The organism is Pseudomonas sp. LBUM1661 (genome assembly GCF_059695925.1).
Genome location: NZ_CP166794.1, coordinates 5,901,321 through 5,920,579, shown reverse-complemented (window position 1 = coordinate 5,920,579; position 19,259 = coordinate 5,901,321). Strand labels below are relative to the sequence as shown.

12 protein-coding genes and 1 pseudogene are annotated in these 19,259 nt (G+C 59.4%); 6 read left to right on the top strand and 7 right to left on the bottom strand.

The window, feature by feature from the left end; translation table 11 throughout:
• Positions 1 to 235 precede the first annotated feature (235 nt).
• Together glyA and ACA057_RS27160 are read right to left on the bottom strand one after the other, a co-directional pair.
• A complete protein-coding gene (gene glyA, locus ACA057_RS27165; RefSeq protein ID WP_497343791.1) occupies positions 236 to 1,489 on the bottom strand; it encodes a serine hydroxymethyltransferase in 1,254 nt (417 codons plus the stop codon).
• 241 nt (positions 1,490 to 1,730) lie between these two features.
• Entirely contained in the window at positions 1,731 to 5,579 is a 3,849-nt protein-coding gene (locus ACA057_RS27160) for a sensor domain-containing protein (RefSeq protein WP_497343789.1), read from the bottom strand.
• 283 nt (positions 5,580 to 5,862) lie between these two features.
• On the opposite strand from ACA057_RS27160, the gene ettA reads away from it, so the two are divergent.
• Together ettA and gdhA are read left to right on the top strand one after the other, a co-directional pair.
• Positions 5,863 to 7,527: an energy-dependent translational throttle protein EttA gene (ettA, locus tag ACA057_RS27155; protein WP_201116263.1), complete on the top strand. Its 1,665-nt coding sequence runs from the start codon at positions 5,863 to 5,865 to the stop codon at positions 7,525 to 7,527.
• Between the two features lie 371 nt (positions 7,528 to 7,898).
• Complete coding sequence (gene gdhA, locus ACA057_RS27150) at positions 7,899 to 9,236, top strand: NADP-specific glutamate dehydrogenase (protein ID WP_497343787.1); 1,338 nt, start codon at positions 7,899 to 7,901, stop codon at positions 9,234 to 9,236.
• Here the strand turns inward: gdhA and ACA057_RS27145 are convergent.
• The 4 genes and pseudogenes from ACA057_RS27145 to ACA057_RS27130 form a co-directional block, all read right to left on the bottom strand.
• On the bottom strand, positions 9,233 to 9,727 hold the full coding sequence (locus ACA057_RS27145; protein WP_497343786.1) for a GreA/GreB family elongation factor: 495 nt from the start codon (positions 9,725 to 9,727) through the stop codon (positions 9,233 to 9,235). The genes gdhA and ACA057_RS27145 overlap by 4 nt on opposite strands.
• Positions 9,728 to 9,797: 70 nt before the next feature.
• Positions 9,798 to 10,162: pseudogene (locus ACA057_RS27140) on the bottom strand (hypothetical protein).
• Positions 10,163 to 10,381: 219 nt separating this feature from the next.
• Positions 10,382 to 12,235 (bottom strand): Lnb N-terminal periplasmic domain-containing protein, encoded by a 1,854-nt coding sequence (locus tag ACA057_RS27135; RefSeq protein WP_497343784.1) that lies wholly within the window; start codon positions 12,233 to 12,235, stop codon positions 10,382 to 10,384.
• Positions 12,236 to 12,329: 94 nt separating this feature from the next.
• Positions 12,330 to 12,818: a DUF3015 domain-containing protein gene (locus ACA057_RS27130; protein WP_008154254.1), complete on the bottom strand. Its 489-nt coding sequence runs from the start codon at positions 12,816 to 12,818 to the stop codon at positions 12,330 to 12,332.
• Between the two features lie 275 nt (positions 12,819 to 13,093).
• Between ACA057_RS27130 and ACA057_RS27125 the strand changes: the two genes are divergently transcribed.
• On the top strand, positions 13,094 to 15,532 hold the full coding sequence (locus tag ACA057_RS27125) for a Lon protease family protein (RefSeq protein WP_497343782.1): 2,439 nt from the start codon (positions 13,094 to 13,096) through the stop codon (positions 15,530 to 15,532).
• A 322-nt stretch (positions 15,533 to 15,854) separates the two neighbouring features.
• Positions 15,855 to 16,172 (top strand): PA4575 family protein, encoded by a 318-nt coding sequence (locus tag ACA057_RS27120; RefSeq protein ID WP_059402014.1) that lies wholly within the window; start codon positions 15,855 to 15,857, stop codon positions 16,170 to 16,172.
• A 15-nt stretch (positions 16,173 to 16,187) separates the two neighbouring features.
• Here the strand turns inward: ACA057_RS27120 and ACA057_RS27115 are convergent, their stop codons facing one another.
• On the bottom strand, positions 16,188 to 18,017 hold the full coding sequence (locus tag ACA057_RS27115; protein ID WP_497343780.1) for a hypothetical protein: 1,830 nt from the start codon (positions 18,015 to 18,017) through the stop codon (positions 16,188 to 16,190).
• 172 nt (positions 18,018 to 18,189) lie between these two features.
• Between ACA057_RS27115 and ACA057_RS27110 the strand changes: the two genes are divergently transcribed.
• On the top strand, positions 18,190 to 18,678 hold the full coding sequence (locus ACA057_RS27110) for a TIGR00645 family protein (protein WP_033054284.1): 489 nt from the start codon (positions 18,190 to 18,192) through the stop codon (positions 18,676 to 18,678).
• A gap of 217 nt (positions 18,679 to 18,895) precedes the next feature.
• Positions 18,896 to 19,207, top strand: a complete 312-nt coding sequence (locus ACA057_RS27105) for a DUF6482 family protein (RefSeq protein WP_497343778.1) — start codon at positions 18,896 to 18,898, stop codon at positions 19,205 to 19,207.
• Positions 19,208 to 19,259: the final 52 nt, after the last annotated feature.

Below are 19,259 nucleotides of genomic sequence, written 5' to 3'. Positions count from 1 at the left end.
CCTGTGATTTAAAGTAAGTTGAGTTCCAGGTTTCAGACTATGCGGATTTTCGTTGGTTGTGGTGTTGCGTATGTTGCTAAAGTTTAATGGCTGATATTAAAGGGTAGGTATTGATCAGGAGTAAGGCTGATTTAGCGAGCTGGATTTTTAGAAAATTGGTTGAAGTCGTAATGATCAGGCGAAAAAAAACCGGCCATCTCTGGCCGGTTTTAGTACTACGGTTAAACGGGGCTTATTAAGCGCCGTACACCGGCAGCTTCTTGCAGATAGCCTTGACCTTCTCACGAACGGCGTCGATCACCGCTTCGTTGTTCAGGTCAGCCAGGATGTCGCAGATCCAGCCGGCCAGTTCCTTGCACTCTGCTTCCTTGAAGCCACGAGTGGTCACAGCCGGAGTGCCAAAGCGCAGGCCGGAGGTGACGAACGGGGAGCGTGGATCGTTTGGCACGGAGTTCTTGTTGACGGTAATGAACGCCTTGCCCAGAGCGGCGTCAGCGTCTTTACCGGAGATTTCCTGCTTGATCAGCGACAGCAGGAACAGGTGGTTTTCAGTACCGCCGGAAACCACGTCGAAACCGCGCTCGATGAACACGCCGGCCATGGCCTTGGCGTTTTTCACCACTTGTTGCTGGTAAGCCTTGAACTCAGGCTGCAGTGCTTCCTTGAAGCAGATCGCCTTGGCAGCGATCACGTGCTCCAGCGGGCCGCCCTGGGCACCCGGGAATACCGCGGAGTTCAGCTTCTTCTCGATGTCGGCGTTGGCGCGAGCCAGGATCAGGCCGCCACGTGGACCGCGCAGGGTCTTGTGCGTGGTGGTGGTCACGACGTCAGCGAAAGGCACCGGGTTCGGGTAGACGCCCGCGGCGACCAGACCGGCCACGTGGGCCATGTCGACGAACAGGTAGGCGCCAACCTTGTCAGCGATGTCACGGAAACGCGGGAAGTCCAGAATCTGCGAGTAGGCAGAGAAACCGGCCACGATCATTTTCGGCTTGTGCTCGACCGCCAGGCGCTCGACTTCGTCGTAGTCGATCAGGCCGTTGGCGTCGATGCCGTACTGAACGGCGTTGTACAGCTTGCCGGAGGACGAAACGCTGGCACCGTGGGTCAGGTGACCACCGTGGGCCAGGCTCATGCCCAGAATGGTGTCGCCTGCTTGCAGCAAGGCCAGGTAAACGGCGCTGTTGGCTTGCGAACCGGCGTGCGGTTGAACGTTGGCGTAATCAGCGCCGAACAGTTCTTTTGCACGGTCGATGGCCAGTTGCTCGACCACGTCGACGAACTCGCAACCACCGTAGTAGCGCTTGCCCGGATAGCCTTCGGCGTACTTGTTGGTCAGTACCGAGCCTTGAGCTTCCATCACCGCGGGGCTGGTGTAGTTTTCCGAAGCGATCAGCTCGATGTGTTCTTCCTGGCGCTGAGCTTCTTGCTCCATGGCGGCAAAAAGGTCGGCGTCGTACTTGGCAATAGTCAAATCACGGCTGAACATGGCGGTCCTCAAGGATCGGGGCAGAAAAGGGGGGCATTCTAACCCAATGGGTTTTAGATGGCATATGAAAGGACATCATGTCGCAGACAAGTGGCGTTCATGCGGGGATCGGTGGTGATCGTGCCGGCCCATATCGCCAGCAGGCTGGCTCCCACAGTCGATCTTCAGTGGCCAAAAATCTTGTGTACACCCAAAAAACCTGTGGGAGCCAGCCTGCTGGCGATGGCCTCCCTGCAAAATCTCAGTCGAACATGAACAACGCATCATTGCTGAATTGCGCTTCAAACCGGCTCGCCGGCATCGGCCGCCCGAACAGATACCCCTGAACCTCATCGCAACCATGCTCACGCAGGAAGTCGAGTTGCTCATGGGTTTCCACACCCTCGGCGATCACCGCCAGGTTGAGGCTGTGGGCCATGGCGATGATCGCCCGGGCAATCTGCGCATCCTGTTCACCCGACGGCAGGCCGTCGACAAAGGTACGGTCGATTTTCAGCACATCGATCGGGAATTGCTTGAGGTAGTTCAACGACGAGTAACCGGTGCCGAAGTCGTCGACCGCAATACTCAGGCCGAGGTTTTTCAGGCCGGCGAGAATCTGCATCGCTTCGCTGACTTCGCGCATCAGGATACTTTCGGTCAGCTCCAGCTCCAGGCACGCCGGGGGCAGGCCGGTTTCCTTGAGAATGGTGGCGATCCGCGTGCCAAGCTGGCCATCGGAGAACTGCCGGGCGGAAATGTTCACCGAGACTTTCGGCACCCGCACCTTGGCCTGATGCCAGGTCTTGAGCTGACGACAGGCCTCGCTGATCACCCAGTCGCCGACATCCACCACCAGGCCGAGCTCTTCGAGCACCGGAATGAAATCGCCCGGCGGTACCAGACCGCGTCGCGGATGACGCCAGCGCAGCAAGGCTTCGGCGCCGGTCAAGCGTTTGCCATCACCGCTGAACTGCGGCTGGTAGTACAGCACAAATTCGTTTTGCTCCAGGGCGTGACGCAAATCACTTTCCAGTTCCAGACGTTCCAGGGCGCTGGCGTTCATGTCCGCCTGATAGAACTGGAAGTTGTTCTTGCCGCGCTCCTTGGCGTGGTACATCGCGGTGTCGGCGTTCTTCATCAACTGGCTGAGTTCGTTGCCGTCCTGCGGGCTCAGGGCGATGCCGATACTGGCCGTGACGAAGAACTCGCGGCCTTCGAGGACGAACGGTTTCACCAGGCTGGCGAGAATCTGTTCCGCCACATGAATCGCCCGGTTCAAGGCAACTTCACGATTGATTCGCGGTTGCAGCAACAAGGTGAATTCATCGCCGCCCATGCGCGCCACGGTGTCGTCATCGTCGACACAACCGAGCAGCCGCGTGGCCATTTCCTTGAGCATGCGATCGCCGGCGGCGTGGCCCAGGGAGTCGTTGATCGGCTTGAAACGGTCGAGGTCGAGGAACATCAGCACCACCCAGGACTTCTGTCGGTCGGCCGATTGCAGTGCCGTGTGCAGACGATCCTGGAACAGCGTGCGGTTCGGCAGGTGAGTTAGCGCGTCGTAGTAGGCAAGGCGGTGAATCCGCTGTTCACTGGCCTTGCGCTCGCTGATGTCGCTGAAGAAACACACATAGCTCGCCAGATCGCCTTCGTCGTCCAGCACCGCCGTGATTCCGACCCAGGCCGGGTAATGCTCGCCGTTGCGGCGCTTGAGCCAGACTTCGCCTTCCCAGGTGCTGTGCTGATGCAATTGCTTGAGCACATAACGCAGATGAGCTTCCTGCTGGTCGTCGACAGTGAGCATGTTTGGCAACTGGTCGAGCACTTGCTCCACCGCATAACCGCTGACACGACTGAACGCTTCGTTGGCCTGGACGATGTAGCCGGCCGGGTCGGTGATCAGGATCGCCGAGGTCGAGTGTTCAAACACCGTCGCCGCCATGCGCAGGTCTTTCTCGGCCCGGCGTTGCTGGCTGATGTCGCGACCGACGCCCAGTACGCCTTCGAATGCACCGTGTTCGTCCCACACCAGCACCAGCCGCAGTTCGATCGGAATCTTGCGCCCGTCAGCCCGCAGGCAGTCGAACAAGAACAGTTGGGTCTGCACCTGACTGCGCAGCAGCGCCAGTTGCTCGGGTTTATCCAGCGCTTTGCCGACCCGGTCCATCAGCTGGTAAATACCGCTCAGTTGTTGCGGGTTGGCGATGGTCGATTGCCAGCCGTTCTGGAAAATCCAGTCGACGTCGTAACCCAGCACGGCTTGCACCGACGGGCTGACGTAGTTGAGCGCCATCTTGCTGTCGGTGGAGAAAATCACGTCGCTGATGCTTTCGGCGAGCATCCGGTAACGCTGCTCGCTGTCGCGCAAGGATTCACTGGCTTCGATCTGCTCGGTGATGTCCTTGGCCACGCCGATGATCCGCGTGACCTGATCGTTCTTGTCCCGCGCCAGGGCTTGTTCGCGAATCTCGAAACGCCGCCATTTGCCGTCCCGGTGACGGAAGCGCAGCTGGCATTGCAGCAATTGCCGGTAACCGGCGTGCCGCTGGATCTGGCGTGAGCGATGGTAGAAGTCGGCATCTTCAGGGTGCAGGAGGATTTCCCAGAAGTACTCGCCCATCTGGTGCAACTCGGTGCGGTTGTAGCCGAGTGTCTGCCCCAGGTGGTGGTTGCTGAAGATCATTCGCTGGCTGATCACGTCCTGCACGTACAGATGATCCGGCACCGTGCGCACGACGTCAGACCAGAATCCTTCACGCTCCAGCAGCGACAGTTCAATGAGCTTGCGGCTGGTGATGTCGGTGATGCTCAGGATCACCGCTTTATAGTCGTCCTGGTGTTCCGGCAGGCGCAACACCAGCCACAGGTGCTGGTCGCGGCCGTTGGCGTCCTGGAGTTTTATTTCCAGTTCAAGCTGCTTCTGATGATTGAGCACCGCTTCAAGCATTTGATTGCCGATGGCAGGGCCGCTCAGCGGGCCGCCGTCGATCAGTAGATTCCAGGCCTGTTTGCAGGAATTGACGTTGAGCAGCTGCAGGGCAACCTGGTTGACCTCGGTGATCCGCAGTTCCTGTAGCAAGGCCTGACGCTGGTCCGGGGCTTCCAGCCAGGCGTGCAAGTGTTCGTTGCTGTGCACCTGTGCCTTGTCGAAGGCGCTTTTGAGGCCGGATACATCGAGTACACACAGGGCAACACCGGTGCCTTCGAAAATATCCTGGTAGCGTCGACGGCCTTCGTGCAACTGGCGTTGACGGCGGCGCATGCTCAACAGGGCGATGAACGGCAACAGGGAAAGGGCCAGGCCCAGCAGGCATTTGCCGATGAACGCCGGCAGCAGCTGTTCCAGCACTCGATGGCGGTCGAACAACCCGCGCAGTTGCCAGTCGCTGCTGCTCAGGGGGACGGTGAGCACGCTGTTGGCCCGGTCTTCGGGGGTCAACATGCCCGGATTGACTGAAGGCAGCGCTTCATCGCGACTGATGATCTGGTGATTGACGCGGTTTTCCACCAGCCATAATGGGCGAATGGTGGCGTCGTTTTGTTTGGACAAGGTCGAGAAAAAACTCGGCGTCAGGCGCAGGGCCCAATAGCCGCGGGTGCTGCCACTGGCTTGATGCAGCAGCAGATGCACCACGGAACCGTCGTCGGCGTTACTGAAATAGTGCGCCTGGGCACGGCTGCGTCGCACCAGCTCGCTCAGGTAGTCGGCATCATCGCTGTCGTCGGCGCTGTCGCTGATAATTCTTCCGGAGGGACTGAGCAACGCGAGGCTGCGCACTTGCGGCAAGGATTGCTGCAGTTTGCGCAGCAGGGCCTGCTGTTCGTCGGCGCTTTGCGGTTGCTCGACGATCGGCAGCAGGTTAAGGGCGATCTGCGCGTTCAGCGCCATGTTCAGGCTGACTTGCGAGGCGAGATCTGCGGTGTAGTCGATGGTGTATTGACGCTGGTTTTTCTGGGTTTCGCGAAGCTGGTCCAGCAGCTGCCAGAACAACAGCGCGAGCAGCATCAACACGAGTGTCGCCAGCGCGCCCTTCAACGTACCGCGCAGGGGGGAGCCGACCGCAACAGTCGGTGCACGGGTGGTCAGGGGCGGAGTGACATTAGACAAACTGTAATCCTGCGGATTGGCTGGACTGGCGCGACGTGCACTATAAGCCGGACGCCCGAAGGGCGGCTAGCATGCCTTGAGTTGTGGCGAAGTGCCAGCCCCGCTCGGCTGGACGGCCTTCTGTCATTCAGGTAGCTTTGCCGGTTACGCGGGAGCGTTCCAGCTCCTAGAATCAGGTTTTTTCAGCGCGCAGCATTGATACCCTTCAATCGTCGACGCGCACGGCCTGGCCGGGCATCGCCCGCGCTCCAACCATTCATCTGTCACTGACCCAAGGTTCTCCATGGCTCAATACGTCTTCACCATGCATCGGCTGGGCAAAGTTGTTCCGCCGAAGCGGGAAATCCTGAAAAACATTTCGCTGTCGTTCTTCCCCGGCGCCAAGATCGGCGTACTCGGCCTCAACGGTTCGGGTAAGTCCACGCTGCTGAAAATCATGGCAGGCGTCGACACTGAGTTCGACGGCGAAGCCCGTCCGATGCCGGACCTGAACATCGGCTACCTGCCGCAGGAACCGATCCTCGATCCGACCAAGACCGTGCGCGAAGTGGTCGAAGAAGCGGTCAGCGTGATCAAGAACGCCCAGGCTCGCCTGGACGAGGTCTACGCGGCTTACGCCGATGAGGATGCCGACTTCGACAAACTGGCGGCAGAACAGGCCAAGCTCGAAGCCATCCTGCAAGCCAGCGACGGTCACAACCTGGATCGCCAACTGGAAGTCGCCGCCGATGCGCTGCGTCTGCCGGCGTGGGATGCCAAGATCGAATTCCTGTCCGGTGGCGAGAAGCGTCGTGTGGCCCTGTGCCGCCTGCTGCTGTCCGCCCCCGACATGCTGCTGCTCGACGAACCGACCAACCACTTGGACGCCGATTCCGTCGCCTGGCTGGAGCACTTCCTGCACGATTTCCCGGGTACCGTGGTTGCGATCACGCACGACCGTTACTTCCTGGACAACGTAGCTGGCTGGATTCTGGAACTCGACCGCGGCGCCGGTATCCCGTACGAGGGCAACTATTCGGGCTGGCTCGAAGCCAAGTCCGATCGTCTGGCTGCCGAATCCAAGCAGCAGTCGGCCCACGAAAAAGCCATGAAGGAAGAACTGGAGTGGGTGCGCAAAGGCGCCAAGGCCCGCCAGTCCAAATCCAAGGCTCGTCTGCAACGCTTCGAAGAAATGCAATCGCAGGAATTCCAGAAGCGCAGCGAAACCAACGAGATCTACATCCCGGCCGGTCCGCGCCTGGGCGACAAGGTCATCGAGTTCAAGAACGTCTCCAAGGGCTACGGCGATCGCGTGTTGATCGACAACCTGTCGTTCTCCATGCCTAAAGGCGCCATCGTTGGCGTGATCGGCGGTAACGGTGCCGGTAAGTCGACCCTGTTCCGCATGCTGATGGGCAAGGAAACGCCGGATTCGGGCAGCATTGAAGTCGGCGAAACCGTGCAACTGGCGTGCGTCGATCAGAGCCGCGAAGACCTGGACGGCAGCAAGACGGTGTTCCAGCAAATCTCCGACGGTTCCGATCAGATCCGTATCGGCAACTACGAGATCCCGTCGCGTACCTACGTCGGTCGCTTCAACTTCAAGGGCGGCGATCAGCAGAAGTTCGTCAAGGACCTGTCCGGTGGTGAGCGCGGTCGCTTGCACCTGGCCCTGACCTTGAAAGAGGGCGGCAACGTCCTGCTGCTCGACGAACCGTCCAACGACCTCGACGTTGAAACTCTGCGTTCCCTGGAAGAAGCCCTGCTGGACTTCCCGGGCGCCGCCATTGTGATCTCTCACGATCGGTGGTTCCTTGACCGCGTCGCGACGCACATCCTGGCGTACGAAGACGACTCGCAAGCGGTGTTCTTCGAAGGCAACTACACTGAGTACGAAGCCGATCGCCGCAAGCGCCTTGGCGAAGCGGCTGCCCAGCCGCACCGGGTACGGCACAAAAAACTGGCCTGATTTCGGGTGGGTTGCATAAAGACGGAGCCTTCGGGCTCCGTTTTTTTTGTCCGGGTTTTTTCAGTGATACCGAGTTGAAGCCATCGCTGGCAGGCCAGCTCCCACAGAAATTTGCGCAGACAATGAATCCCGATTCACCACCGATCCCTGTGGGAGCTGGCCTGCCAGCGATGGCGATGTAACTGTTGGTGCATTTCTTGGATTCGATCTCCCTATTCAGGTGCAAAACCAGCCAAAAAACAGGCTGATTTATATCCTGTGCACCATTTAATTTCATAAATGCGACATATTGCTCTGTTCCTGTGCGCGATTCGTTTGCTAAAGTCCGGCCCCATCGCTTCCAACGACAATAAATTTGCCGAGACTTTTCCATGTTCGAATCCGTTGAATCCTTCCTTGCCCGCCTGAAAAAACGCGACCCTGACCAACCCGAATTCCACCAGGCCGTGGAAGAAGTCCTGCGCAGCCTGTGGCCGTTTCTTGAAGCCAATCCGCACTACCTGACCTCCGGCATTCTGGAGCGGATTTGCGAGCCGGAGCGGGCCATTGTGTTTCGGGTGTCCTGGGTCGACGATCACGGCAAGGTGCAGGTCAATCGCGGTTTCCGCATCCAGATGAACAGCGCCATCGGTCCGTACAAGGGCGGGTTGCGTTTCCATCCATCCGTGAACCTCGGCGTGCTGAAGTTCCTCGCCTTCGAACAGACCTTCAAGAACTCCCTGACCTCGTTACCCATGGGCGGCGGCAAGGGGGGGGCGGACTTCGATCCGAAAGGCAAAAGCGACGCCGAAGTCATGCGTTTCTGCCAGGCCTTCATGAGCGAGCTGTACCGTCACATCGGCGCGGACGTTGACGTTCCCGCCGGTGATATTGGGGTTGGTGCGCGCGAGATCGGTTTCCTGTTCGGTCAGTACAAACGTCTGAGCAATCAGTTCACCAGCGTGCTCACCGGCAAGGGCCCAAGCTATGGCGGCAGCCTGATTCGCCCGGAGGCCACCGGTTTCGGCTGCGTGTACTTCGCCGAGGAAATGCTCAAGCGTCGCGGTGAAGCGGTCGAAGGCAAGCGCGTGGCGATCTCGGGTTCGGGCAACGTCGCGCAATACGCGGCGCGCAAGGTCATGGACCTGGGCGGCAAAGTGATTTCGCTGTCCGACTCCGAAGGCACGTTGTACTGCGAAAGCGGTTTGACCGAAGAACAGTGGCTGGCGGTGCTGGAACTGAAAAACGTCCAGCGCGGGCGCATCAGTGAACTGGCTGGCCGTTTTGGCCTGGAGTTCCTCGCCGGCCAGCATCCATGGTCTTTGAGCTGCGACATCGCGCTGCCGTGCGCCACGCAAAACGAACTGGACGCCGAGGCCGCCCGTACCTTACTGCGCAACGGCTGCATCTGTGTGGCGGAAGGGGCGAACATGCCGACCACGCTTGAGGCGGTGGACCTGTTCGTGGAAGCGGACATTTTGTTTGCGCCGGGCAAGGCATCCAACGCCGGTGGTGTGGCGGTGAGCGGGCTGGAGATGTCGCAAAACGCGATGCGCCTGCTGTGGACCGGTGGTGAAGTGGACAGCAAACTCCACGCGATCATGCAGTCGATCCACCATGCTTGCGTGCATTACGGCGAAGAGAACGGCCGGGTGAATTACGTCAAAGGCGCGAACATCGCCGGCTTCGTCAAAGTCGCCGACGCCATGCTCGCCCAGGGCGTGGTTTAAGCCGGGTCGATGCGGATGATCTCGATCGACTGATCGCCGGCCGGGCGTTGCCACAGCACCTCATCACCGAGGTGCGCCCCGAGCAACGCCCGGCCCAGCGGCGATCCCCAATTGATCAGGCCCACCGCTGCGTCGGCCTGGTCCTCACCGACCAGTTGCACGGTCTGCTCGGTGTTGTGTTCATCGGCGAAGGTCACGCGGCTACCGATCTGCACTTTCTGCGTTGAGTTGGCGGGCGTTACTACTTGAGCGCTTTGCAGGCGCTGGTTGAAGTAGCGCAAATCGCGCTCAAGGTCCGCCTGGCGCTGCTTGTCGGCCTGCTCACCTTTGGCCGATTGCTCGTTGAGCAGCTGTTGCAGCTCGGTGACTTTCGCCTGCAACTGGGCCAGGCCCGTGGGCGTGACGTAATTGGGTTGCGCGCTGACCTGCCGTTCGACGGGCTGATCGGCTTGCGCAGCGGCGTTATCTTCATTGACGAAGGCACGACTCATGGTTTTCTCCCGTTATAGGGTTTGGGCCATGGTCGCAGGCTTTTAGTTTCGAGGGATATCTGACAGCGACTTATTGCGAGCGATAGGCACGGGCGGCGCCTTGATCTTTTTGCTGCTGCCAGGCTTTGTCGCGATCGTCCCAATGTCCCAATGGTGGCTGCGGTAGTCCTCGCGGTCCTCGCTTTCGCGCATGGCCTGGCACTGGCGGAAACCATCGCTCCAACCCTCGGCGTACTGTTTGTCCTTGAGATAACGCGGGACGTTCTTGCGAAATTCACCGGTGATCGCCCCAGCGGCTTGCCGGCCACTGCTGCAACCGTCATCGAAACCATCGGCGAACGCCGGTGGATAACCCTTGGCGATCAAATCCTCGTGGGTCGTCTGGCAACCTGCGAGCAACAGCAACACACCCAACACACCTGCGCAACGCCACATCTCGTACTCCCGGGGCCGTTCAACGGCCTATAAGGGAAGTCTAGGGATGGATTCGTCAGGTATTCGTGAAAGGCCTGTGATTAATCCGTTGAGCACCACAAAACAAATGTGGGAGCGAGCCTGCTCGCGAAAGCGGTGGATCAGCCACCGTTGATGTCGACTGACACTGCGCATTCGCGAGCAGGCTCGCTCCCACAAGGGAATCGCGTTGCTGATGGATCAGTAGTGATACCACTTCACCTCAAGCATCACTTCATTCTCCGGCGAGGCCAGGTGGCTGAATTCGCGTTGGGCACTCAAGCGCAAACCGAGGTTGCGCGACAATTCCCACTGCTGATTCAGACTCACGCTACGGCGTACTTCGCCGTTGGTGAAGAAGTCGCCCTTGGCCTCCAGGCTGAAGTTGCCCAGCGGGTTTTTCCACAGCAGGCCGCTGTTGAAACCCGCCGCCGGGGCGATGAACCCGGCGAAGTCGTTGTTGTGCTCCACGCGCACCGTGCCCAGAGCAAAACCGAGCATGTCATCGCCCAGTTGCCAGGTGCCGCCACCGCCACCGTTGACGTGGCTGACCAGCGTTTCGTCGTCATGCTTGCCCGGTACGCGCTCCAGCCCACCGGTAACCTGCCACGAGAGCGGTTGCAGCAACGCGTTGCGCGGGGTCAGGGAGCGGATGGTTGCCAGGTCCAGTTGCTGGAACTGCCAGTGATTGCCTTCGTACTGGCGCAGTTTCATTTGCAGGATTTCGATCTGCGCACCGAGGGGGAAACTTTCGGCGTTGTCATTGAGGTCGTGATAGGCCATGCGCAGACCATATTCGCCAAAGGCTTTATCGCCCTGAGTACCGATGCCGGCTTGCCAGGTGCGGGACTCATGGCCGTCCTCGGGCAGGCCGGGGCGCGCGATATCCAGCTCCGGCGGCGGGTTCTGGTTGATCGCCCGCAGCAGCTCGAAAGAACGCTGCGCCCGCTGCGGGTCGCGCTCCTGACCGTTGGCGCGGTAGCGCTCCAGTCGGTAAGCCGCATCGATGATCAGCGCCTGACGGTCGCGGGGTTGTGCCTTGAATGCCGGCTCCTGCAATTGTTTCTGGTCAGCGCTGACCTTCAGCACCCAATCCTGTTCTTCGCCCGTCAGCGGCTCGGCGCGGCTCAGCAGTTCGCGCTCGCGAGAAGGACGATACTCGATGGACTCCACCAAGCCGGCTTCTTTCACGGCTTTGACGGTGTCGGTGGGAATCGCGGTCAGGGGGAATTGTTCGGTCAGGCGCAGGCTTGGACGCGCGACTTGCAGCAGTTCCAGCAGGCGATAGGAGCAGTTTTCGTCAAAGAAAAAATAGTCGAACTGGATCTGTTTCAGTTCCCAGACGTGCTCGACCATGCGCTCGGTTTCTTGCTGGGTCAGGTTCAGGCGGTATTCCCACAGGTCGCGGTTTTCGAGACTGCGGTATTCCGAGAGTTTTTCCTGATAGGGCACCAGTGCAAACAGCCCCGGATAGCCGCCCATCAAGCCTTTCCAGGCATACAGGATGCTGTTGTCCGAGCCTTCGATGTAGGCGCCGAAGTTGATGGCGTAACTGAGCAGGGCGGTTTGGTTGCTCTGCACGTCAGCCTGGTCGATGCGCAGCAGGGTGTGGCCGAACATCGAAGACGGACTGTTCAGGTAGGCCGCCGGGAAAATCATCACCGCGCTGTGAGGCGAAACGTCCTTGAACCATTTCGTGAACTCAGTGCAGTCCAGCGTCGGCAGATCGCTCAGGTTGAGCTGCGCCTTCAACCAGCGGGTGCGCGCGGGGTAGACGCATTGGGCATGTTGTTCGCCGGCACTGGCGGGGGCGTATAGCGCTTGTACGGTCGCGGCCAGTTCACGGTCGGGGTGTTCGTTGCCGTCGGGGGCGAGAAAGAATTTCTTGTCGCTGACATAGCTGCGCCAGCCGCCGAGCTTGGCGGTTTCATAGTGGCCCAGGGAAATCCAGAAGGGATCATTGGCCAGTTGCTGCAAACGTTGATTGTCGATGTGGGGCGCGGCAGACAGCGGGGCGCAGACACAGAGCGCCAGCCAGGCAAGGCGTTTGAGCATAGTGGGCAACTTAAGTCGAAAAAAAACAAAGACCCAAAGAGGGACAGGTCCAAAAAATAAAGCCCGCTCCCCGAAAGGCGCGGGCGTGTCGAGCTTAAGCTTGAGTCGCGTACTTGGCCAGACGAGGATCGGATTTCAGGACGGCCAGGGTGTTGGTATGCACATCGTCAGCGGTCACGTCAGCCTTGCTGAAGATTTGCTGGAAGTGCTCGTGAGTCACAGCAGCGAAATGCGCACGATCTTCCGGCGCCACGCCCAGTACCACGGCGTAAGTCGTCAGTGCTTCGCCCTGACCTTTAGCCATGTCTTCGGACAACTCGTTCATCATGCCATTCATGGCAATCCAGGATTTGCCGCCATAGGTCAGCGACGCATTGGTCGAGCAACCGTTGGTACCCGAGGTCATACCAAACGTTGCGTTGCCGGAAGTGCCGTTAGTGGTGGATGCCAGGAAGTGAGCCGGGGTGCCACGCTGACCTTCGAACAGCATGTTGCCCCAACCGCAATCCGGGCCGCCTGGCGCCTGAGCCATGGCGTTGATGGATACAGCGGTGAAGAGAGTACCGAGAAGAATCCGTTTCATAGCTTTGTTCTCTTTATGTGCATACCAATGGACAGGGGTCTGGCCCGATCTGGCGCCAGTGGGCCGGTTATTGTTCCAGCCGCGCAGTTTGGAGTTTAGGCACGTTCCAGGGGTTCCGTGATTTTTTGCAAAACATTCGTTGAAATCATTGATTTGCGCCCGTCCCGCCTGGGCGTGCCGGCTTGTCTATGCTTTGGCTTGAGGCGCGCCTTGCAAGTGGGGTGTGGGCAGCGCCAGAATGCCGCTATCTGCCCCGCCTGATGTAAGGAAGCCCGATGCCTGATCCTGTTGCTGCCAGCTTGCGTCTAGCGCCCGACGCGCTGACCCGTCCGTTTTCCGCTGAACAGTTCAGCTTCTCTACCACCAATGATCTGGAGCCCTTCCGCGGTGTGCTTGGCCAGGAACGTGCGGTCGAAGCCTTGCAGTTCGGTGTGGCCATGCCACGCCCCGGTTACAACGTATTCGTCATGGGCGAGCCCGGCACTGGCCGGTTTTCGTTCGTCAAACGCTACCTGAAGGCCGAAGGCAAACGCCTGCAGACCCCGGCGGACTGGGTCTACGTCAATAATTTCGACGATCCTCGCGAACCTCGCGCACTGGAATTGCCATCGGGCACGGCCGGTGCCTTCATCGATGACATCAACGGTTTGATCGACAACCTGCTGGCGACTTTTCCGGCCGTGTTCGAGCACCCGTCCTACCAGCAGAAGAAAAGCGCCATCGACCGCGCCTTCAACCAGCGTTACGACAAGGCGCTGGACGTGATCGAGCGCCTGGCACTCGAGAAAGACGTCGCGCTGTACCGCGACAGCAGCAACATCGCCTTCACCCCGATGGCTGACGGCAAGGCCGTGGACGAAGCAGAATTCGCCCAATTGCCGGAAGCCGATCGCGAGCGTTTCCACGACGACATTTCCTGGCTGGAAGAACGGCTGAACGAGGAACTCGCCAGCCTGCCGCAATGGAAGCGCGAGTCGAGCAATCTGCTGCGCCAGCTCAACGAAGAAACCATCACCCTGGCCTTGCAGCCGTTGCTGTCGCCGTTGTCGGAGAAGTATGCGGAAAACGCGGCGGTCTGCGGCTACCTGCAAGCCATGCAGGTGTATTTGCTGAAAACCGTGGTCGAACAACTGGTGGACGACAGCAAGACCGACGCCATCGCCCGCAAGCTGCTGGAAGAGCAATACGCCCCGAGCCTGGTGGTCGGCCATCCGCACAGCGGCGGTGCGCCGGTGGTCTTTGAACCGCACCCGACGTACGAAAACCTGTTCGGCCGCATCGAGTACACCACCGACCAGGGCGCGCTCTACACCACGTATCGCCAGTTGCGTCCGGGTGCGCTGCACCGCGCCAACGGCGGCTTCCTGATTCTGGAAGCAGAAAAAATGCTCAGCGAGCCGTTCGTGTGGGATGCGCTCAAACGCGCCCTGCAATCGCGCAAACTGAAAATGGAATCGCCGCTGGGCGAGATGGGCCGTTTCGCCACCGTGACCCTGACACCGCAACACATTCCGCTGCAGGTCAAAGTGGTGATCATCGGCGCGCGTCAGCTGTACTACACGCTGCAAGACCTCGATCCGGACTTCCAGGAGATGTTCCGGGTCCTGGTGGATTTCGACGAAGACATCCCGATGGTCGACGAGAGCCTGGAGCAGTTCGCCCAGTTGCTCAAAACCCGCACCTCCGAAGAAGGCATGGCGCCGCTGACGGCCGATGCGGTGGCGCGTCTGGCGACGTACAGCGCTCGTCTGGCGGAGCACCAGGGGCGTTTGTCGGCGCGGATCGGTGATCTGTTCCAGCTGGTCAGCGAGGCGGATTTCATTCGCCACCTGGCCGGTGACGAAATGACCGACGCCGGGCACATCGAGCGTGCGCTCAAGGCCAAGGCCACCCGTACCGGGCGCGTCTCGGCGCGGATTCTCGATGACATGCTCGCCGGCATTATCCTCATCGACACCGATGGCGCGGCGGTCGGCAAATGCAATGGGCTGACAGTGCTCGAAGTCGGCGACTCGGCCTTCGGTGTACCGGCGCGGATTTCCGCCACGGTTTATCCGGGCGGCAGCGGCATCGTCGACATCGAGCGCGAGGTCAACCTTGGCCAGCCGATTCACTCCAAGGGCGTGATGATCCTCACCGGGTACCTGGGCAGCCGTTACGCCCAGGAATTCCCGTTGGCGATTTCCGCGAGTATCGCCCTGGAGCAATCCTACGGTTACGTCGATGGCGATAGCGCGTCGTTGGGCGAGGCGTGCACCTTGATTTCGGCGTTGTCGAAAACGCCACTCAAGCAGTGCTTCGCGATCACCGGGTCGATCAACCAGTTCGGTGAAGTGCAGGCGGTGGGCGGGGTCAACGAAAAGATCGAAGGCTTCTTCCGTCTCTGCGAAGCGCGCGGGCTGACCGGTGAGCAGGGGGCGATCATTCCCCAGGCCAACGTGGCCACGCTGATGCTCGACGAGAAGGTGCTGACGGCGGTGCGCGCGGGGCAGTTCCATGTCTACGCGGTCCGCCAGGCCGATGAGGCGCTGAGCCTGTTGGTGGGCGAACCGGCCGGTGCGCCGGATGCCGATGGCCAGTTCCCTGAAGGCAGCGTCAACGCGCGGGTGGTGGAACGCCTGCGGGTCATCGCGGAAATGATCAGCGAGGAAGACCTCAAGGAAGCCGAGAGAGAGATGGCGCAGGAAGCGTTGGTGGAGACCAAACCGGCCTGACGCAAACCGCACTTGGGATCATGCAACGCCAATGTGGGAGCGGGCTTGCTCGCGAAAGCGGTTTTTCATTCAACAGAGATGTTGGTTGATGCACCGCCCTCGCGGGCAAGCCCGCTCCCACATTTTTATCGGTGCTGAACTCAAAAAGTGCCATCACTTTGGCGTCAATATTCACACAATGACCATTCGGCGCCTTCTGGTCTCACTTGACGTGCCAGTCAGACTTTTCTTCTATTATCAGCTCAAGGATATCGACAGTATCACTGGATCGAGACAGCCTTCCTGTGGGGGCTGAATACCGGATCTAACGAGGGTCGCCGCCATGTCGCGCAACCTCTGCCTCACCCGTCAATGCCTGGGTCTTGTGACCCGTATCGAATGCGCCATCCGCCCGTTGGCGGGGGATACGGGCATGTGGACCTTACTTTTCGCCGCCGGAATGGCTGGCGAGCAACCTTCGGCGATCAAGGCCCAGGGCCCGTTTCATGGCCCCTTCGTCGCTGAGTCGATTCTCGACACCATTGTTGAAAGCCTGACCCTGCACGGCTATGAACTGGCCGATGATCCGCAAATCTGGTGCCTGCATCTGCAAGCCCAGCTGCGGGAAATCAACGGTGGGCGTTACCGCAGCGCCACCTAGGCGCTGTCGAGCTGCTTATTGGTCAAGGCTGGACGTGTCAGCCTTGTCGAGTTTGACCTCGAATCCATATTGCACCGTGGCGAGGTCGGTTCGCTGGTACGTTTCCAGGCGGGTGGGTTGCCCGTAGAAGTAGTGCACGCTGAACAGTGCCGGGCCTTGCGCGCTCGCATCGTGACTGACCGACAGAATCTCCTTCAGGTAATTACCGCTGTCGTCCTTGGCGAAGAAACGCCAGTCCTGGGCGGGGAACAGCTTCGAATCCACCACCAGTGCATTGCCTTTGAGCTCCAGGCCTTTGGGTAGATGGTGGGCATCGATGGTTTGCTTATCGACCAAGGCCAGGAACATCGGCATGGAGCCTATCGCGTAAGCCGGCGTTTCCGGAAACAGGTTCAAATCGTAGGTGATGGTGCCGCGCAAGGGATCGACCTGGTACGCCTCTGGCGGCAACTCGATCGGCTCGTCGCGTTTACCGCTGCTGTCTTCGGTAAAGAAACTGACCGGGCTTTCGCCGGGGTTGAAGGATGTTCCAAGCAATTCATCATTGAAGCTCTTGGGGTGAACGAACTCGATTTGTGCAGCGCTAGGGTCTTCGACCGACTGACTGATAGTGACGCTTTTTTTCAGCTGTTCCTCGCCCAACGTCGCACCCTTGAGCCAGGTCGGGGCCTGGTCGTCATACACCACCACCGGCAACGCCAAAGGCTGGATGGATTTTTCCGTGGTGTTGCGATCGAAACGGCGTACCGGCAGGTTCAGGTCCTTGCGGGTCACCGTGGCCGCCGAAAAATCCAGCACGCTGACTTCGACGGTTTCGATCGGTCCGTTGAAGTAGACCTTGGAATAATGACGGGTCTGTTGCTTTTCAAACGCTTGCTGTTCGTCATTCAGCTGTTTTTCAAACGTTTCGCTCCAGGCCTTTTGCTGCTGCATTTTCGTCAGTTGTTTTTGATAGAAGGCAATTTGTGCAGCGGTTTCATTGATCGAGCCTGAGCGCGAGAGAAACTGCCCGGTGGTGTCCCTGGCCTGCACGATCAGCGGGTTCAGCGGCGTGTCGCCGACCTCGGGGGCCAGCGGCGCGCTGTTGTTGAATTCGATTTCGGCGTAGTTGTTTTCAAGTTTCAGCAAGGTGACGCTGAGGTTGTCGTTGGTGCGGGTCTGGCCGACGTCTTTTTTCGTCAGGTCGAAGCTGTAGAGCCGGCGCGGCGCAATGACTTCCACTTTGCCTTGCAGGCTCACCGGTTGTGGCTGGTTCTTGTTTTCCACGTCCAGGCCATCGATGAAGGGGTAGGTCACTGTCAGGTCATCGGGGTTGGTCAGGTTGGAGCTCGACGGGCTCAGCTGGATACCAGGGTCGGTTTCCGACCATTCCGGCTGAAACGCGATGACGCGTTTGTTGCTCAGCGTGACCGATTGCCATTCCAGGCCATGGGGAAAGAGAAACGCGGCCGGAATATTGAAATTGAAAGGGAACACCGGTTGCAGGTCCGTCAGGTAGTCGGAGCTGGAATCCTTGTGCAAAACGAACAGGCCGTTGATGTACGTATCGACCAGGGCCTGTGGCGTGGGGTAGTGTTTGAGCACGGCGAGTGCATCTTCGCCGTATTCGGTTTCCACCGGTTTGCTGTCGAGCTTGAGTTGCGCCCGTTCAAGCAACAGCAGTGAACCACCGAGTTCGGCGACCGCATCCTTGAGTTTCGGATCCTCAATCGCATCCAGAGACTTCTCGAACTGCGCGGTCTTTTCCTCGAGGCTGACCTGGCGCTTTTCATCGCTGGGCGAGCAGCCGATCATCAGCAGCGCCAGGCAAAGCCCGGCCCTCGTTAAAGGCAATCGCACATCCATTTTCCCGTCTTCCTGTCCGATGTCGCTGAGCTGTCAATGGTTTGGACACTAGCAGAAAAACCTTGTCACACACGCGCAGGTGGCGGATTTCTCGACGGTTTCTGGCCGGCTTCTGGGTATAGACCGGTGGCTGGTATACTCGCGGCCATTTCATCCCCACGTGTGAGATTCAATGGAACGCTTTATCGAAAATGCAATGTACGCCTCCCGTTGGCTACTGGCGCCGATCTACTTCGGCCTGTCCCTTGGCCTGCTGGCCCTGGCGCTGAAATTCTTCCAGGAAGTCTTCCACGTCATCCCCAACGTGTTCTCGATGGCCGAATCGGACCTGATCCTGGTGCTGCTGTCGCTGATCGACATGGCGCTGGTCGGCGGTTTGCTGGTGATGGTGATGATTTCCGGTTACGAGAACTTCGTGTCCCAACTGGACATCGACGACGACAAGGAAAAGCTCAACTGGCTGGGTACCATGGATTCGTCTTCGTTGAAGATGAAAGTGGCCGCCTCCATCGTGGCGATCTCGTCGATTCACCTGCTGCGGATTTTCATGGACGCCAAGAACGTCGATCCCGAGCATTTGAAGTGGTACGTGATCATCCACATGACCTTCGTGATCTCGGCGTTTGCCATGGGTTACCTGGATAAGCTGACCAAGCACTGATCCGAGCGATCTCCCGATCTCCGGTAGGAGCGAGGCTTGCCCGCGAAGGCGGCGTGACAGACAACACTTTTGTCGTCTGACACGGCCTCTTCGCGGGCAAGCCTCGCTCCTACAGGTGGGGTGAAACAGACGGGCGGTGTGGTTTTTGGCTTGTGCTTTGAGGCATCAAGGCATATGCCTGTAAGGGTCTTGGCTCGCCACTGTTTGAGGTGCGTTCATGAACCTGCAAGAGTTGAATGCCTATGCCATCGCCGGGAAGGTCGATGAGCTGAACCTGATCTCGATGGAAGGCGGGATCTACCTGCTGGAGGCGCGCATGCATGGCGCGGCGTATCCGTTGAGTGATGCCCACGGCCAGATGTTTCATGTGCGCTCTGTCGAGCATGCGCGTGAAGTGCTTCACGCCTGTCCCAGCGTACCGTTCAACCTTGTGCACACCTCGGTTCATGATGAAATGTGTGGCCTCGGCGAAAATACCGAGGAAAGCCTGAAGGTGCCGATTGCCTTCCGTTCTGTGTGGCAGCGCTGACGCCCCTGATCAACGCGATGGCATCTGTGCTAGTCTGCTGGCCCTTTTGGTT

What these genes read in the sequence shown, in the direction of transcription:
- ACA057_RS27125 (WP_497343782.1), top strand. Translation starts at nt 13,094, where the DNA reads ATGCCTGATCCTGTTGCTGCCAGCTTGCGTCTAGCGCCCGACGCGCTG.
- ACA057_RS27120 (WP_059402014.1), top strand. Translation starts at nt 15,855, where the DNA reads ATGTCGCGCAACCTCTGCCTCACCCGTCAATGCCTGGGTCTTGTGACC.
- gdhA (WP_497343787.1), top strand. Translation starts at nt 7,899, where the DNA reads ATGTTCGAATCCGTTGAATCCTTCCTTGCCCGCCTGAAAAAACGCGAC.
- ettA (WP_201116263.1), top strand. Translation starts at nt 5,863, where the DNA reads ATGGCTCAATACGTCTTCACCATGCATCGGCTGGGCAAAGTTGTTCCG.
- ACA057_RS27135 (WP_497343784.1), bottom strand. Translation starts at nt 12,235, where the DNA reads ATGCTCAAACGCCTTGCCTGGCTGGCGCTCTGTGTCTGCGCCCCGCTG.
- glyA (WP_497343791.1), bottom strand. Translation starts at nt 1,489, where the DNA reads ATGTTCAGCCGTGATTTGACTATTGCCAAGTACGACGCCGACCTTTTT.
- ACA057_RS27115 (WP_497343780.1), bottom strand. Translation starts at nt 18,017, where the DNA reads ATGGATGTGCGATTGCCTTTAACGAGGGCCGGGCTTTGCCTGGCGCTG.
- ACA057_RS27110 (WP_033054284.1), top strand. Translation starts at nt 18,190, where the DNA reads ATGGAACGCTTTATCGAAAATGCAATGTACGCCTCCCGTTGGCTACTG.
- ACA057_RS27105 (WP_497343778.1), top strand. Translation starts at nt 18,896, where the DNA reads ATGAACCTGCAAGAGTTGAATGCCTATGCCATCGCCGGGAAGGTCGAT.
- ACA057_RS27130 (WP_008154254.1), bottom strand. Translation starts at nt 12,818, where the DNA reads ATGAAACGGATTCTTCTCGGTACTCTCTTCACCGCTGTATCCATCAAC.
- ACA057_RS27145 (WP_497343786.1), bottom strand. Translation starts at nt 9,727, where the DNA reads ATGAGTCGTGCCTTCGTCAATGAAGATAACGCCGCTGCGCAAGCCGAT.